The sequence below is a fragment of the Fulvimarina fulva genome (genome assembly GCF_039652615.1).
GTDB lineage: Bacteria > Pseudomonadota > Alphaproteobacteria > Rhizobiales > Rhizobiaceae > Fulvimarina.
Window position 1 is genome coordinate 93263 of sequence record NZ_JBDJAC010000002.1, and the last position, 15493, is coordinate 108755.

Sequence of the window (15493 nt, forward strand, 5' to 3'; positions counted from 1 at the left end):
CTTGGTCAATCCGATCATGTTCGTTCTCCCGTTTCCAACAGCAATGGGTGTATTTGTTCCTGTTTTGTTCTTTTTGTCAACGCAAATCGCGCACGATTGCGCGGCGCCCGGAAGGCGCCGCCGCAAGGCTTTGAGGCAAAAGGGAAATATCGATCAGCGCCGCGAACAGCGGGCGCGGGCTCAGACCGTCTTCGCGACGACCTGCCCATTATCGAGGGTCACGATGCGATCCATCCGCCCGGCGAGTTCGTGATTGTGAGTCGCGATCAGCGACGCCAATCCTGACTCGCGAACGATCTCCGTCAGGGACTGAAACACGTGATCCGACGTCGACGGGTCGAGATTGCCGGTGGGCTCGTCAGCGAGGAGTACCTGCGGTTCGTTCGCGACGGCCCGGGCGATCGCAACGCGCTGCTGTTCGCCGCCCGACAGTTCTGCGGGTCGATGATCGGCTCGGGCGGAAATCCGCATATGATCGAGAAGCGTTCTTGCCCGCGCGATGGCGTCGCTACGGGAGCGTCCGAGGATCAGCTGCGGGATCATCACGTTCTCCAGCGCCGAAAGCTCGGGCAGGAGATGGTGAAACTGGTAGACGAAGCCGATCGAACGCCGGCGCATCCCCGTGCGCGCCTTGTCCTCCATCCTCGAACAGTCCCGCGAGCCGACGATCACCTCGCCTTCGTTCGGCTTTTCCAAAAGTCCGGCGATCTGGAGAAGGGTCGATTTACCGGAGCCCGACGGCGAAACGAGAGCCACCATCTCACCGGATACGATCTTCAGATCGGCGTTCTTCAGGACGACGAGTTCGTTCTCGCCCTGGACGAAGCTTCGTCCGACATTTTTCAGCTCAAGGGCAGAGGTCATTCGTATCTCAAAGCCTCGACCGGATCGAGCCGCGATGCCTGCCAGGACGGCAGGATCGTTGCGAGGAAGGACAAGCCGATCGCCATCAGAACGACGAGCACCACTTCGGACACCTGAACTTCGGCCGGAAGCTCGCTCAGGAAGTAGATTTCCGAGTTGAAGAGATCGACACCGGAAAGCCAGGAGAAGAACTCACGGATGCTCTCGATATTAAGGCAGAAGAGCAGCCCGATGATGAACCCGGCGATCGTTCCTGAAACGCCGATGGAAGCGCCGGTGATGAAGAAGATGCGCATGATCGAGCCGCGTGTCGCGCCCATGGTCCGCAGGATCGCGATATCGCGCCCCTTGCCCTTCACCAGCATGAAAAGGCCGGAAATGATGTTGAGGGCGGCGACGAGGACGATGAGCGTGAGAATGATGAACATCACGTTCCGCTCGACCTGAAGCGCGGAAAAGAAGGACTGGTTCTGGCTTTGCCACGTCACCGAATAGACCGGTCTGTCTGCTGCGGCCTCGATGGCGGGCTGGAGCTTGGCGACATTGTCGGGATCGTCGACGAAAACCTCGACCGACTGGGTCTCGCCTTCCGAATTGAAATAGAGCTGCGCTTCGGAAAGCGGCATATAGACATAGGCCGCGTCATATTCGGAAAGCCCGATCTCGAAGATCGCCTCGACCGGATAGGATTTGACGCGCGGTGTCGTGCCCAGCGGCGTCACGTCGCCATTGGGCGAGATGAGCGTAATCAGGTCGTCGATCCGCAATCCGAGGCGTTCGGCAAGCCGCGCGCCGATCGCAACCCCGTCTCCATCGTCGAAGTTCTCGATCGAGCCTTGCTTGATGTTGTCGGAGACCGTCTTCAGGTTCCGAAGCGATGCGCCGGACACACCCTTTACCAGCGCGCCGGACGAGGACGTTCCCATGCCCTGGGCCAGAATCTGCCCCTGCACCAGCGGCATGGAATAGGCCACACCCGGCACCTGATCGATCCGCTTGGCAACCGCGTCGTAATCGGTCAGCGGGCGATCGATCGGCATCACGATGACATGGCCATTGACGCCGAGAATGCGGGTCAGAAGCTCCGTTCGAAACCCGTTCATCACCGACATGACGATGATGAGCGCGGCAACGCCCAGCATGATCCCGACGAAAGAGAAGCCGGCGATCACCGAAACGCCCGCCTCGCGCTTGCGCGAGCGCAGATAACGGCCGGCGAGCAGCCATTCGAACCGGGAAAACGGCGAGGCGCCGTCCTTGTCGCTCGTCTTCGTTTTGGCGTTGTCGGCCGTCGTCGTATTCAAGCCTTCACCCTGGCGATAACCTGTTCCATCGGAATGCTCTCGCGCGCGCCGCTTGCGCGGTCCTTGACCTCGGCCTCGCCGCTCTTGGCGCCGCGTGGACCGATAATGACCTGGGTCGGCAGTCCGATCAGATCCATCGTCGCGAATTTGCCGCCCGCCCGGCCTTCCTGGTCGTCATAAAGGACGTCGATCCCGGCCTGGGTCATCTCTGCATAGAGCTTTTCGCAAGCCGCGTCGCACTCGGCATCGCCCGGCTTCATGTTGATGAGGCCGACATCGAAGGGCGAGATCGCACGCGGCCAGATGATGCCGGCATCGTCGTGGAACGCTTCGATGGCGGCGGCGACGAGCCGGCTCGGCCCGATGCCGTAAGAGCCCATATGCACCGGCACATCCTTGCCGTCAGGGCCTGTCACGACCGCGTTCATCGCTTCGGAATATTTCGTTCCGAAATAGAAGATATGGCCGACCTCGATGCCGCGGGCGTTGAGCTGGTTCTCCGCCGGAACCGCGTTCCAGGCAGCCTCGTCGTGCATTTCGTCGGTCGCGGCATAGGGCGTCGTCCATTTCCGGACGATCGAGGCCAGCTGTTCTCCGTCGTCGAAGTCAATCGCTTCGGAGGGGATTTCCATGTCGAGATAATCGCGGTGACAGAACACCTCGCTCTCGCCGGTCGAGGCCAGGATGATGAATTCATGGCTGAGATTGCCGCCGATCGGCCCGGTGTCGGCGCGCATGGGGATCGCCTGAAGCCCGCAGCGGTCGAAGGTCCGCAGATAGGACACGAACATCCGGTGATAGGCGACCTGCGCGCTCTCGAGGTCGAGATCGAAGGAATAGGCATCCTTCATCAGGAACTCGCGGCCGCGCATCACGCCGAAGCGCGGACGAACCTCGTCCCGGAACTTCCACTGAATGTGGTAGAGATTGAGGGGCAGGCTCTTGTAGGACCGGACATAGGTGCGAAAGATGTCGGTCACCACCTCCTCATTGGTCGGCCCGTAGAGGAGATCCCGCTTGTGCCGATCGGTGATGCGGAGCATCTCCTCGCCATAGGCGTCATACCGACCGGACTCACGCCACAGGTCGGCCGACTGGATCGTCGGCATGAGAAGCTCGTTGGCTCCGGCGCGGTTCTGTTCCTCGCGGATGATGTTGCAAACCTTGTTCAACACCTTCAGACCCAGCGGCAGGAAGGTATAGAGCCCAGCCGCCTGCTGGCGGATCATTCCCGCGCGCAGCATGAGCTGGTGCGAGATGATCTCTGCTTCTCTGGGCGTTTCCTTGAGGATCGGCAGGAAATAGCGCGACAATCGCATATGATTAAACCGTCAGTTCGGCGGGGTTGAGCCGGAGCTCGTGTCCAGGCAGATCCGGCGTTTACCGGTTCGCAACCGATATGGGAAGCGCCATTTCCTTGGCAGGGGCCGTGGCGTCATCCCCCAAGCAAATAACACAACATCCATGATTTAAATACTGCATCGCAAGATGCTTTCACTGCACATCAGAAGTGCAAAACGCCGCGTTGCTTAAAAGATCACTCACTTTAAAATTTACGTGACAACGCGTGAAGAGTTGCTTATCGTCCCGCTCGTTGTCACGGTTTCGTCAAGAAAACCGGACTGAGCGGTCTAGTCTCGGGAGGACGAGATCTCCGGCGCGGATCATCCGCAGCCCCATCCTGACGGAATGGAGTGAGATCCAGACACGCAATTTTTCAAATGCAGGGCTTCGGCCCTGCATTTTTTTTGCCCTGTTTTGCCGGCCTAAATTCCAGAACGATAAGGATTTTTCGTCACTTTCCTGTACGGCGCGCGAAGAAATCAGCTGGATGGCGTGGGGATGATCTGCGGGAAATCGGAGAAGCTGAATCCGATGATCTCCGTCACCAGGTAAAAGAGCGCGAACACGATCACCGCGACGACCGTCGTGATTCCCGCCTTCTTCATCATCTGCGGATTGGTCGGCGTCTCTTCCTGGGTGCCGAGCAGCTGCTCCTCGTCTTCCGGAATACGGTTGCCGAAGGGCAGGACGGCAAAGAGCGCCGTCCACCAGATGATGAAGAAGATCGCGAGTCCCGAGACCCATCCCATGAGTCAGCTCCTCGTGGTGACAGTGCATCGCGCCAATCCGGAAGAGATCGTCCGCTCTACGCACCTGTCGTTCGCGTGTTTCGATACCGAAAACTTATAGAGTGTGTCGGCATCATGCTCTGGTCGTTTCAGACCTCTTCCAGTTCGGTCAACGTGCCGAACAGATCGGAGGGATGAAGGAAGATGACCGGCTTGCCATGGGCTCCTATCTTCGGCTCGCCATCGCCGAGAACGCGGGCACCTGCGGCCATTAACTGGTCGCGTGCCGCACGCACGTCCTTCGTCTCGTAGCAGACATGGTGCATGCCGCCTTTCGGGTTCTTGGCGAGAAAGGCGGCGATGGGCGAATCCTCGCCCAAAGGCTCAAGAAGCTCGATCTTCGTATTGTCCAGCTCGACGAAGACGACCATGACGCCATGTTCCGGCAGCGCTTGCGGTTGCGAGACCTTGGCACCGAGAGCGTCTCGATAGCGCGCGCTTGCAGCAGCAAGATCCGGTACGGCGAGCGCGACATGATTGAGGCGTCCAAGCATCGCTCTAACGTCAGTCCATTGAGATGAAGACGGTGGTCATCGGCTTCTTGCCCCAGATTTCCTGGGAGGCGTTCCGCACGGCCCGACGAACCGCTTCACGCACGAGGCTCGGGTCCTTGCGGCGGGCGTTGGGGATGCTTTCGACGGCACCGGCCGCCGCATCCACCAGCAAGTCTTCCAGATCCTCGCCGTCCTCGTCCTCGATCGGCAAACCGATCGAAACGAGATCGGGGTCGTCTTTCAGATTGCGCTTGGCGTCGAGTTCGATCAGCACCGAAACCTGTCCCACGAAGGACAAGCGTCGCCGCTCGATGATGCCCATGTCCTCGGCCGTACCCAGAAGATGGCCGTCCTTGTAGAGGCGACCGAACGGAACCTCGTCGATCACCGCGCCGTTGCCCGGCGATAACTGCACCAGATGGCCGTTCCGCGCCTCGACGACATGCTTGACACCCATTTCCCGCGCCAACTCGGCATGGGCAGCAAGGTGGGCCGGCTCGCCATGGGCCGGGATCGCGGTCCGGGGCCGGACCCACTCGTACATCTTCCGCAATTCGCTCCTGCGTGGATGGCCGGAAACGTGAACGAGACCGTCGCCGTCCTCCATGATCTTCACGCCGCGCTCGAGAAACGCGTTCTTGATCTCGATGATCGGCTTCTCGTTGCCGGGAATCGCGCGCGATGAAAAAATCACCAGGTCGTCCTTCGAAAGCGCAACGCTTGGATGCTCGTCTCGCGAGAGCCGCGCGAGCGCCGCACGGGATTCACCCTGACTTCCGGTGAGAATGATCACCACCTTGTCGCGCGGAATATGTCCGAAATCCTGCTCGCTCAGGAATTCCGGCACATCATCCATGTAGCCGGCCTCGCGGGCGACATCGATCGTCCGCCGCATGGATCGTCCCATGAGCAGGACCTGACGCCCGGCATCGGTCGCGGCGCGCGCGACGGACCGGATCCGGCCGACATTCGACGAAAAGGTCGTCACCGCCACCCGCGCTTTCGCACCCATGATGATCTTGGTGAGGGATGCCGCCACTTCGGATTCGCTTGGGCTCTCACCCTCGCGCATGGCGTTGGTCGAGTCGCAGACAAGGGTCATCACGCCCTCGTCGCCGATTTCACGAAGGCGCTTCTCGTCGGTCGGCTCGCCAAGAACCGGGGTCGCGTCGATCTTCCAGTCGCCGGTGTGCAACACCGTTCCGGCCTCCGTCCGGATCGCGAGCGCAACCGGATCCGGAATCGAATGCGTGACGTTGATCGCTTCGATTTCGAACGGCCCGATCCTGAAGCGATCGCCCGCCTTGAAGACTTCGACGGGGATCTTCGGCGCACCGGGCTCTCCCTCGCGCTTTGCCGCAAGCAAGCCGGCGGTGAACGCCGTGGCATAAACGGGAGACTTCAAACGCGGCCAGAGATCCAGGAGCGCGCCATAGTGATCCTCGTGGGCATGGGTGATGACGATGCCCTTGAGCGCCTTCACATGTTCCTCGATGAACCGAATGTCTGGAAAGACGAGGTCCACGCCAGGCATGTCCGGCCCTGCGAAGGAAATGCCGCAATCGACCATGATCCATTCGCGATCATGCTCCGGACCATAGCCATAAAGGGCGAGGTTCATTCCGATCTCGCCAATGCCGCCAAGCGGCACGAATACCATTTGTGTCAAGCTGTCATACTTCCATGCGTTCGGCACGGCGCGATATCGGCGCCGGGCTCGTTTCTCTCTTCATTTTCGTTCGTTCACCGCGCCACGTTCATGCGTGTCGCGAAAGATCTCAGTATGTCGCCCGCCGGTCGGTAAAGACCGCTTGTCTCTCATGGTCAGGCCGGCGCTTCGATCCGAAGAGAGCGCTCAGGCAAAGAATACGTCTCCAGCCGATATAGGTTTCTTCGTGCCATTCGCGAGAGCGAGGATCAAACGTCCATCGCGGTCGAGCGTCTCGAAGGACCCGGCCAGCGTTTTGTCGGGAAGCCGGACCGTGCAGGGTTTTCCAAGGCCGACACAATGACTGAGCCAATCGTTGCGAATGTCCGCGAAGTTCGAGCCTGCGTCAAATCGCTTGAGCTGGCGAGACCATTCGTCCGCCAGAGCCTCGAAAACCGTTTCGATGGTGCCGCGGAAGCCCTCGTCCCTCAGCGATGTCACACCATAGGGCGCATCATCTGGCTTGTGCGCGATATTGATACCACAGCCTAGAATGAGGACATGACGCCCGTCGGCGAGCCGACTTGCCTCCAGCAGGATACCGACAAGCTTCTTGCCATCGACGAGAATATCGTTCGGCCACTTCGTCTGCGTCTCTGCCGGTGGTTCGACAAATCGCGCGACGGCATCGCGGATGGCGACGGACGCAACAAAGGGTAACTTGCCAAGTTCGGCTTGCGGCGCGACATCGATGCCGAGCCAACTCGCATAGAGATTGCCGGCTTCGGAGACCCACTTCCGGCCCATCCGGCCCCGGCCCTCCAGCTGACGCTCGCCGGTCACCCAGAGATTACCTTGGTCGCCTGATCGCGCCGCCTCGAGAGCCAGCGTATTGGTCGAAGAAACGTCCGCAAATGCAAGCCGGCGATATCCCATGGAGCCGGCCCGCAGTTCGATCAAAAGAACGACTGCGCAGCTTCACCGGCAGCCGCGAAGACAGGTGCACCGACCAGAAGATAGACCGGGAACACGAAGAGACCGGAAACCCAGAGAACGAGCTTGAGCTCGAACGGCGCGGGCAGGAACGGCTTCACCTCTTCGTCGAACCACATGAGCTTCACGATGCGCAGATAGTAGAAGAGGCCCACCACACTCGCGAGAACGCCGATGATGGCAAGCCCATAGAGCTTCGCCTCGATCGCGGCCATGAAAACGAAATATTTGGCGAAGAACCCAGCCAGCGGCGGCAGTCCGGCGAGCGACAGCATCATGATCGACAGGAAGGTCGCCATCACCGGGTTCGTTCTCGACAGTCCGGCGAGATCGTCGATCTGCTCCGTCGGGCCGTCGTCCCGGCGCATGGCCAAAATGACGGCGAAGGTGCCGAGCGTCGTTGCAAGATAGATCGCCATGTAGAGCGCGACGCCGCGAACGCCCTCCATATTGGCGGCCGCAAGACCCACCAATGCGTAGCCCATATGCCCGATCGAGGAATAGGCCATCAGTCGCTTGATGTTCCTCTGCCCGATAGCCGCGAAGGCACCAAACACCATCGAGGCGATCGAGATAAAGACAATGACCTGCTGCCAGTCGACGGCGACCGGCAAAAAGCCATCCATGACGAAGCGTACGAGCAGCGCCATGGCTGCGATTTTCGGAGCGCCCGCCAGAAGCGCCGTGATTGGAGTCGGCGCACCTTCGTAGACGTCGGGCGTCCACATATGGAACGGCACGGCGGAAATCTTGAAGGCGAGACCGGCAAGCAGGAAGACAAGTCCGACAAGCAGTCCGAGGGAGCGATCGCCTTCGGTCAATGTCTGGGCAATCGCGCTGAGCTCGATCTGGCCGGTAAAACCGTAGATCATCGACGCGCCATAGAGCAGCATGCCCGAGGACAATGCACCCAGAACGAAATATTTGAGGCCGGCTTCGGTCGAGCGAACACTGTCCCGGTTGATCGCAGCGAGGACATAAATGGCAAGCGACTGAAGTTCGAGACCGAGATAAAGCGTGATCAGATCACCCGCCGACACCATGACGAGCATGCCCAGCGTGGAAAGAACGATCAGAACCGGAAACTCGAAGCGATTGAAACGCTCGCTCTCGGCATAACCAGCGGACATCACGATCGCCGCCGCCGAACCGATCAGCACCAGGACCTTCATAAAGGCTGAAAAACTGTCGCTGACGATCGAACCACCGAATGCGACACCCTGGGGCGCCACGAAAATCAACCAGAGCGCGGCAATAATCAGGAGGGCAACGGACAGAGACGTGACCAGTTGCGCGCTGTTCCCGCCTTTGAAGACACCGACCATCAGAAGGATCATCGCACCGATGGCCAGAATGAACTCGGGCCCGACGATGGAAAGACTCGCGGAAAGATCCGGAACCATAATTACTTGGTCCTTCGCGTTAGTGCTGATGCAGGACGATGCCGGCAGATTCCAGCGACGTCACATAGCGGGAGACGAGGGTCTGAACGGGCGCCGACGTCAACTCGAAGATTGGCATCGGATAGATGCCGAAGAAGATCGTGAGAACGACCAACGGGTAGAGGACGCATTTCTCACGCCGCGACAGATCGGTCAGATGCCTCAGGCTCTCCTTCTCCAGCGGTCCGAAAATCGCACGGCGATAGAGCCAGAGCGCATAGGCGGCCGAAAGAATGAGGCCGAGCGCGGCCAAGATGGCCACCCAGGTGTTGGCCTGAAACGCACCGATCAGCGTCAGGAACTCGCCGATGAACCCCGACGTGCCGGGTAGACCCACATTGGCCATTGTGAAGATCATGAACACGACGGCGAATTTCGGCATCACGTTCACGATACCGCCGTAAGCGGCGATCTCACGCGTGTGGGTCCGATCGTAGATGGCACCGACGCAGAAGAACAGCGCGGCGGAGACGATGCCGTGAGAGAGCATCAGGAACATCGCGCCCTCGACACCCTCGACCGTGCCGGTGAACATGCCCATCGTCACGAAGCCCATATGCGCAACGGAGGAGTAGGCAACGAGCTTCTTCATGTCCGTCTGCATCAGCGCCACGAGCGAGGCATAGACGATCGCGATTACCGACAGCGCGAAGATCAGGGGCGCAAAAGCATGCGATGCTTCCGGAAACATCGGCAGGCTGTAGCGCAGGATGCCGAAGCCACCAAGCTTCAGAAGAACGCCGGCCAGAACGCCGGAGGCTGCGGTCGGCGCCTCAACATGCGCATCTGGCAACCAGGTATGGACCGGCCACATCGGCATCTTCACGGCGAAAGCGGCGAAGAAACCGAGGAAGAGCCATGTCTCCATCGCGGGCGGGAAATCGTAGTCGAGAAGAATCGGAACGCTTGTCGTGCCAGCGGTCCAGTACATCGCCATGATCGACAGCAGCATGAACACCGAGCCGAGGAACGTGTAGAGAAACAGCTTCATCGACGCGTAGACACGACGGTGATGGCCCCAGATACCGATGACGAAATACAACGGAATGAGGGCACCTTCGAAGAAGATGTAGAACAACACGAGATCGAGCGAGGCGAAGACACCGATGACCATCGTCTCGAGCACGAGAAAACAGATCATATAGGCCTTCACCCGATCCGTGATCGCCTCCCAGGAGGCCAGGATACAGAACGGCATCAGGATCGTCGTCAAAAGGACGAAGAGCAGCGAAATGCCGTCGATGCCCACCTCATAGTTCAGGCTGGGACCGAGCCACTCGGCCTTCTCGACGAACTGGAAGCCCGCATCCGACGAGTCGAAATCCACCAGGAGCCACAACGAAACGATCAGCGTGAAGATCGTCGTGTAGAGAGCGACGTTCCTCACATTCCGCCGCGCGAGCTCGTTATCGTCCTTGATGAAAAGGATCAGAATCGTACCGACGAGCGGCAGGAACGTGACGGTCGAAAGGATCGGCCAATCGGTCATCAATTTGCTCCCCCGAGCATCGTCCAGGTGACCAACGCGGCAACACCGATCAGCATCGCGAAGGCATAATGATAAAGATAACCGCTCTGCAACCGAACCACCCAGCCGGTCACGTCAAGCACCCTTGCTGAAACCCCGTCCGGCCCGAAGCCGTCGATGATCTTCCCGTCCCCCGTCTTCCAGAGAAAACGACCGACAACCTGCGCGGGCCGCACGAAGAGGAAGTTGTAGAGCTCGTCGAAGTACCACTTGTTCAGCAGGAAGTTATAGAGGCCCCGATGCCGTTTAGCGGTGTCTTTCGCCAGCTGCGGTTTGCGGATGTAGAAGGCGTAGGCGAGAATGAAGCCGATGGCCATCATGATCGTCGGCTGAATGGCGATCCAGAACGGTGTCTCGTGCAGGGCGTGGAGAATGTGATTCTCTGGACCCGTATACAACGCCGATTGCCAGAACTCGACGTAGTCATCCCCGATGAACTCGCTGTGAAAGAGAATTCCCCAGAGAGCCGCACCCACGGCGAGCAGCATGAGCGGGATTAGCATCACCTTCGGCGATTCATGGACATGATGCATCACGTCTGCAGCCGCACGAGGCTTACCGTGGAACGTCAAGAAGATCAGACGCCAGGAATAGAAACTGGTGAGAAGCGCAGCGATGACCGTCATGCCCCAGGCGTAGCCCGCGAAGGCATTGTGACCCGCATAGGCCGCTTCGATGATCGCGTCCTTCGAATAATAGCCGGCGGTGAACGGGAAGCCCGTGATCGCCAACGTGCCGATCACCATCATCCAGTAAGTGACAGGAATGCGCTTCCTCAGGCCACCCATGCGCCGCATGTCCTGCTCGTCGGAAACCGCATGGATCACCGAGCCTGCGCAGAGGAACAGAAGTGCCTTGAAGAACGCGTGCGTGAAGAGGTGGAAGATCGCCACCGAATAGGCACCCATGCCCAGCGCGACGAACATGTAGCCGAGCTGCGAACAGGTCGAATAGGCGATCACCCGCTTGATATCGTTCTGAACAAGACCAATCGATGCGGCGAAGAGCGCGGTCGTCGCTCCGATGAACGTCACGAAGGTCAGTGCGGTCGGGCTCAATTCGAAGAGCGGCGACATACGCGCCAGCATGAAGACGCCCGCAGTGACCATCGTCGCGGCATGGATGAGAGCCGAAACCGGTGTCGGACCTTCCATCGCGTCCGGCAGCCAGGTGTGAAGGCCGAGCTGGGCCGACTTGCCCATGGCACCGACGAAGAGAAGGAGGCAGACGCAGGTGATGGCGCCGCCCATGGTCAACGCATAGCCTGCGAAGTTCAGAACGACGTCGCCGGTCGCCGCAGCGCCGTGGCCAGCGGCTTCAGCCGCCGCCTCTCCGCCATGCGAACCCATAGTGGCCGCAAGGTCGGCCGCGCCTGCGAAGATCGTGTCGAGATTGACAGAGCCGAACAGAACGAAGACGCCAAAGATGCCAAGAACGAAGCCGAAGTCGCCGACGCGGTTGACTACGAAGGCCTTCATCGCCGCCGCATTGGCCGACGGCTTTTTATACCAGAAGCCGATCAGCAGATAGGAGGCGAGACCCACGCCCTCCCAGCCGAAGAACATCTGGACGAGGTTATCAGCTGTCACCAGCATGAGCATGGCGAAGGTGAAGAGCGACAGATAGGCGAAGAACCGCGGCCGGTGCGGATCGTGATGCATATAGCCGATGGAATAGATGTGGACGAGCGCCGACACCGAATTCACCACGATCAGCATCACCAGCGTCAGCCGGTCGATCTTGAGCGCCCAGGAAACATCGAGACTGCCTGACTGCATCCAGTGCAGAAGGTTGATCGGCGACGCTGGGTCTTCGCCGCTGAAGGTCAGGAAAGCGATCCAGGACAGAACCGCCGCGACGACCAGAAAGCCCGACGTAATGTATTCCGACGCTTTCGCGCCGATCATATTGCCTGCGAAACCGGCTATCAGAAAGCCGGCGAGCGGGAGAAGGACGATGATCTGATACACGTTTCGATCAGCCTTTCATCGTGTTGACGTCGTCGACGGCAATCGAGCCGCGATTTCGGAAGAAGACCACAAGGATCGCGAGGCCAATCGCGGCCTCTGCCGCCGCCACCGTAAGAACGAAGAGGGCGAAGACCTGCCCCGCGAGATCGTTCAGGAAGGCCGAAAAGGCGATGAAATTGATATTCACCGCGAGCAGGATCAGCTCGACCGACATCAGGATCGTGATGATATTCTTCCGGTTCATGAAAATGCCGAAGACGCCGATCACGAATAGGATCGCCGCGACGGTCAAGTATTGGCTGAGACCGACTTCCATGTTCTCAAGCCCCTCGCTCGTTCGTCATTAAATTCCGCGCCCGCTCTCGACCTTCTTGACCTCGATCGCCGTCGAAGGATTGCGCGCGACCTGATCCGGTATCGACTGGCGACGCACCTTCTCCTTGTGGCGAAGCGTCAGAACGATCGCACCGACCATTGCGACAAAGAGGATCAAACCGGCAAGCTGAAAGAACAGGATGTACCGGGTGTAAAGCACGTTTCCGAGCGCTTCGATGTTCGAGGCGCCGCCCGCTTCCACCATCGGCAGCGTCGTCTGGGTCGCCATCGTCGGATCACTCACCGAACCCGATCCCGCGATGATGAGTTCTGCCAGAAGAAGGACGGCGATGATCGCGCCGAATGGCGCATACTGGACGGCGCGAGACTTGAGCTGACCAATGTCGAGATCGAGCATCATCACGACGAACAGGAAGAGGATCGCCACCGCGCCCACATAGACGACGATGAGAATCAGCGCGAGGAATTCCGCCCCCGCAAGCAAGAACAGGCCCGCCGATGCGACGAAGGTCAGAATCAGGAAAAGCACGGAGTGAACCGGATTCTTTGAGAGGACGACCATCAGGGCGCTGCCGACAGCGATGAAGGCGAATATGTAGAAAAAGAATGCCTGCAGACCGAGCATCGAAGCTCCCTATAGTCGTTCTCGCGGGGTCCTTACGAACCTCGACAAACCCTGCCGAACCGCTGCGTATGTCACCGTTCGCCGGTTCGGGCCCGGCTTACCTGTATGGCGCATCGAGCGCAATGTTGCGCGCGATTTCCCGCTCCCAGCGATCGCCGTTCGCGAGCAATTTCTGCTTGTCGTAGTACAGTTCCTCACGGGTTTCCGTGGCGAACTCGAAATTCGGACCTTCGACGATGGCGTCCACCGGACAGGCTTCCTGGCAGAAGCCGCAATAGATGCACTTCACCATGTCGATGTCGTAGCGGACGGTGCGGCGGGTTCCATCGTTCTGGCGCGGGCCAGCCTCGATCGTGATGGCCTGGGCAGGGCATATCGCCTCGCAGAGCTTACAGGCAATGCAGCGCTCCTGACCGTTCGGATATCGGCGAAGCGCATGCTCGCCGCGAAAACGCGGAGAGACGGGCCCCTTCTCGAACGGATAGTTGATCGTCGCCTTGGGTGCGAAGAAGTAGCGGAGCGCGAGGCCGAAGGCCTGGACGAACTCGACGAGAAAGAGCGATCGAACCGTTTGTGCGATTGCGGTCAAAATTGACCTCCAAGAAGTTTGAACCCTAGGGCTCCGAAAACTACGGCGTACAAAATAGGGAAAAGCGTTCGGCTTTCGCGATCCATACGATTGGCCATCTTTTCAATATCAGCGGGCTTTCCCGTCCAAGGGTTTGCAATCCCGGACCTTGCATGCCTTTCGAGCGTCCGCAAGCCTTGCTTACGCATATGTCGGCCACCGTATACGCCGAAAATTAAACCGAAGATGGCCCCAACTATACCTCCAAGAATGGCGACCATTGTAGCAGCCTTCGCATTAACTTCTGCCGACCTTAAGAGCCGAACAGAATGTACTTTCCAAAATACCAGCCGGCGATCGGGAAGAAGATGAGCTGAGAGATCCTGACGATCTCGATGATCAGACCACCTCCGACACGCTCCGTCGGCTGTTGCTCCTTCAATCGGTCTCGAACGAGACCGAGGATTACGAAATCGGCAATGCCGATAACCAAACCGACCAGTGCCCCGATCAGCCCCATCGACATCAAGCGGCTGCACCCCAGCCGAAGATCTGCACCACGAATGCCGTGATCACGACCATCGCGAGCGACAGCGGAAGGAAAACCTTCCAACCGAGCCGCATCAGCTGGTCGTAGCGGTAGCGAGGCACGAACGCCTTCACCATGGCGAACATGAAGAACACCAGCCCTGCTTTCAGCATGAACCAGATGAAGCCCGGGACCCAGTTCAGCAGGAAGAAATCGACCGGCGGAAGCCAGCCGCCCAGGAACAGGATCGTCGTCAGGCAGCACATCAGGGTGATGGCCGCATACTCGCCGAGCATGAACATCATATACGGGGTGGAGCCATATTCGACCATGAAGCCGGCGACGAGTTCCGACTCCGCTTCAGGAAGATCGAAGGGCGGACGGTTCGTCTCGGCAAGTGCCGAGATGAAGAACACGATGAACATCGGGAAGAGGCCGAGCCAGTGCCAGTCGAGGAAACTCGCCGGCAGGCCGATCATGGTGCCCAAACCCGTCGTCTGCGCGAGCACGATCTCGGAAAGGTTCAAAGACCCAACGCAGAGGAGGACGGAGACGATGACGAAGCCGATGGAAACCTCATAGGACACCATCTGCGCGGCCGATCGCAGCGCGCCGAGAAATGCGTATTTGGAGTTCGAAGCCCAGCCGCCCATGATGACGCCGTAGACCTCGAGAGAGGAAATGGCGAAAACGAAGAGAATGCCAAGATTGATGTCGGCGATCACCCAGCCCTGCGCCACGGGAATCACGGCAAATGTCGCCAGCGCCAGAGTCACGGCAACAAGCGGCGCCAGAAGGAAGACCGGTTTGTCGGACGAAGCCGGAATGACCGGTTCTTTCAGCGCGAATTTCAGGAGGTCGGCAAAGGACTGGAACATGCCCCAGGGCCCGACCACGTTCGGCCCCCTGCGCATCTGCACCGCCGCCCAGATCTTGCGATCGGCAAGCAGGATATAGGCGATCAGAACGAGGAGAACGACCAGGAACAGGACGCTCTGCGCAAGGATGATCAGGCCGGGCCAGAGGTAGAGCGAGAAGAAGTCTGTCACGCCGTTTCGTC

The 15493-nt window shown here is 59.4% G+C and carries 15 protein-coding genes; all 15 read right to left on the reverse strand.

Annotated features, from left to right (window positions below; translation table 11 throughout):
- Nucleotides 1-180: 180 nt before the first annotated feature.
- On the reverse strand, nt 181-864 hold the full coding sequence (locus ABDX79_RS04010; protein ID WP_346218974.1) for an ABC transporter ATP-binding protein: 684 nt from the start codon (nt 862-864) through the stop codon (nt 181-183).
- Complete coding sequence (locus ABDX79_RS04015) at nt 861-2168, reverse strand: lipoprotein-releasing ABC transporter permease subunit (protein WP_346218975.1); 1308 nt, start codon at nt 2166-2168, stop codon at nt 861-863. The genes ABDX79_RS04010 and ABDX79_RS04015 overlap by 4 nt, the downstream gene beginning before the upstream one ends.
- The gene (gene proS, locus ABDX79_RS04020) at nt 2165-3487 is read right to left on the reverse strand and encodes a proline--tRNA ligase (RefSeq protein ID WP_346218976.1); all 1323 of its coding nucleotides are present in this window, start codon (nt 3485-3487) and stop codon (nt 2165-2167) included. The genes ABDX79_RS04015 and proS overlap by 4 nt, the downstream gene beginning before the upstream one ends.
- Before the next feature lie 504 nt (nt 3488-3991).
- Nucleotides 3992-4261 carry a DUF1467 family protein gene (locus ABDX79_RS04025; RefSeq protein WP_346218977.1) on the reverse strand — a complete coding sequence of 90 codons (270 nt, stop codon included), beginning with the start codon at nt 4259-4261 and terminating at the stop codon, nt 3992-3994.
- Nucleotides 4262-4389: 128 nt separating this feature from the next.
- Nucleotides 4390-4794, reverse strand: coding sequence for a methylmalonyl-CoA epimerase (mce, locus tag ABDX79_RS04030; RefSeq protein WP_346218978.1), 405 nt, complete (start codon nt 4792-4794; stop codon nt 4390-4392).
- 10 nt (nt 4795-4804) lie between these two features.
- Nucleotides 4805-6454, reverse strand: a complete 1650-nt coding sequence (locus ABDX79_RS04035) for a ribonuclease J (RefSeq protein WP_346219274.1) — start codon at nt 6452-6454, stop codon at nt 4805-4807.
- Nucleotides 6455-6649: 195 nt separating this feature from the next.
- Nucleotides 6650-7402 (reverse strand): biotin--[acetyl-CoA-carboxylase] ligase, encoded by a 753-nt coding sequence (locus ABDX79_RS04040; protein ID WP_346218979.1) that lies wholly within the window; start codon nt 7400-7402, stop codon nt 6650-6652.
- Nucleotides 7399-8841: an NADH-quinone oxidoreductase subunit NuoN gene (gene nuoN / locus ABDX79_RS04045; RefSeq protein WP_463671117.1), complete on the reverse strand. Its 1443-nt coding sequence runs from the start codon at nt 8839-8841 to the stop codon at nt 7399-7401. Before nuoN ends, ABDX79_RS04040 begins: the two co-directional genes overlap by 4 nt.
- Nucleotides 8842-8857: 16 nt before the next feature.
- Nucleotides 8858-10366, reverse strand: coding sequence for an NADH-quinone oxidoreductase subunit M (locus ABDX79_RS04050; RefSeq protein ID WP_346218981.1), 1509 nt, complete (start codon nt 10364-10366; stop codon nt 8858-8860).
- The gene (gene nuoL, locus ABDX79_RS04055; RefSeq protein ID WP_346218982.1) at nt 10366-12375 is read right to left on the reverse strand and encodes an NADH-quinone oxidoreductase subunit L; all 2010 of its coding nucleotides are present in this window, start codon (nt 12373-12375) and stop codon (nt 10366-10368) included. The genes ABDX79_RS04050 and nuoL overlap by 1 nt, the downstream gene beginning before the upstream one ends.
- A 7-nt stretch (nt 12376-12382) precedes the next feature.
- Nucleotides 12383-12691, reverse strand: a complete 309-nt coding sequence (nuoK, locus tag ABDX79_RS04060; RefSeq protein WP_346218983.1) for an NADH-quinone oxidoreductase subunit NuoK — start codon at nt 12689-12691, stop codon at nt 12383-12385.
- A gap of 27 nt (nt 12692-12718) precedes the next feature.
- A complete protein-coding gene (locus tag ABDX79_RS04065) occupies nt 12719-13336 on the reverse strand; it encodes an NADH-quinone oxidoreductase subunit J (protein ID WP_346218984.1) in 618 nt (205 codons plus the stop codon).
- Between the two features lie 97 nt (nt 13337-13433).
- Nucleotides 13434-13925 (reverse strand): NADH-quinone oxidoreductase subunit NuoI, encoded by a 492-nt coding sequence (gene nuoI / locus ABDX79_RS04070; protein ID WP_346218985.1) that lies wholly within the window; start codon nt 13923-13925, stop codon nt 13434-13436.
- Nucleotides 13926-14217: 292 nt separating this feature from the next.
- Nucleotides 14218-14430, reverse strand: a complete 213-nt coding sequence (locus ABDX79_RS04075; RefSeq protein WP_346218986.1) for a hypothetical protein — start codon at nt 14428-14430, stop codon at nt 14218-14220.
- Nucleotides 14430-15482 (reverse strand): NADH-quinone oxidoreductase subunit NuoH, encoded by a 1053-nt coding sequence (gene nuoH, locus ABDX79_RS04080; protein ID WP_346218987.1) that lies wholly within the window; start codon nt 15480-15482, stop codon nt 14430-14432. The genes ABDX79_RS04075 and nuoH overlap by 1 nt, the downstream gene beginning before the upstream one ends.
- Between the last annotated feature and the right edge of the window lie 11 nt (nt 15483-15493).

Bases quoted from the DNA above. Each gene is read 5' to 3' on its own strand.
- ABDX79_RS04010 (WP_346218974.1), bottom strand. From the start codon at position 864: ATGACCTCTGCCCTTGAGCTGAAAAATGTCGGACGAAGCTTCGTCCAG.
- proS (WP_346218976.1), bottom strand. From the start codon at position 3,487: ATGCGATTGTCGCGCTATTTCCTGCCGATCCTCAAGGAAACGCCCAGA.
- ABDX79_RS04025 (WP_346218977.1), bottom strand. From the start codon at position 4,261: ATGGGATGGGTCTCGGGACTCGCGATCTTCTTCATCATCTGGTGGACG.
- mce (WP_346218978.1), bottom strand. From the start codon at position 4,794: ATGCTTGGACGCCTCAATCATGTCGCGCTCGCCGTACCGGATCTTGCT.
- ABDX79_RS04035 (WP_346219274.1), bottom strand. From the start codon at position 6,454: ATGGTATTCGTGCCGCTTGGCGGCATTGGCGAGATCGGAATGAACCTC.
- ABDX79_RS04050 (WP_346218981.1), bottom strand. From the start codon at position 10,366: ATGACCGATTGGCCGATCCTTTCGACCGTCACGTTCCTGCCGCTCGTC.
- nuoK (WP_346218983.1), bottom strand. From the start codon at position 12,691: ATGGAAGTCGGTCTCAGCCAATACTTGACCGTCGCGGCGATCCTATTC.
- ABDX79_RS04065 (WP_346218984.1), bottom strand. From the start codon at position 13,336: ATGCTCGGTCTGCAGGCATTCTTTTTCTACATATTCGCCTTCATCGCT.
- ABDX79_RS04075 (WP_346218986.1), bottom strand. From the start codon at position 14,430: ATGTCGATGGGGCTGATCGGGGCACTGGTCGGTTTGGTTATCGGCATT.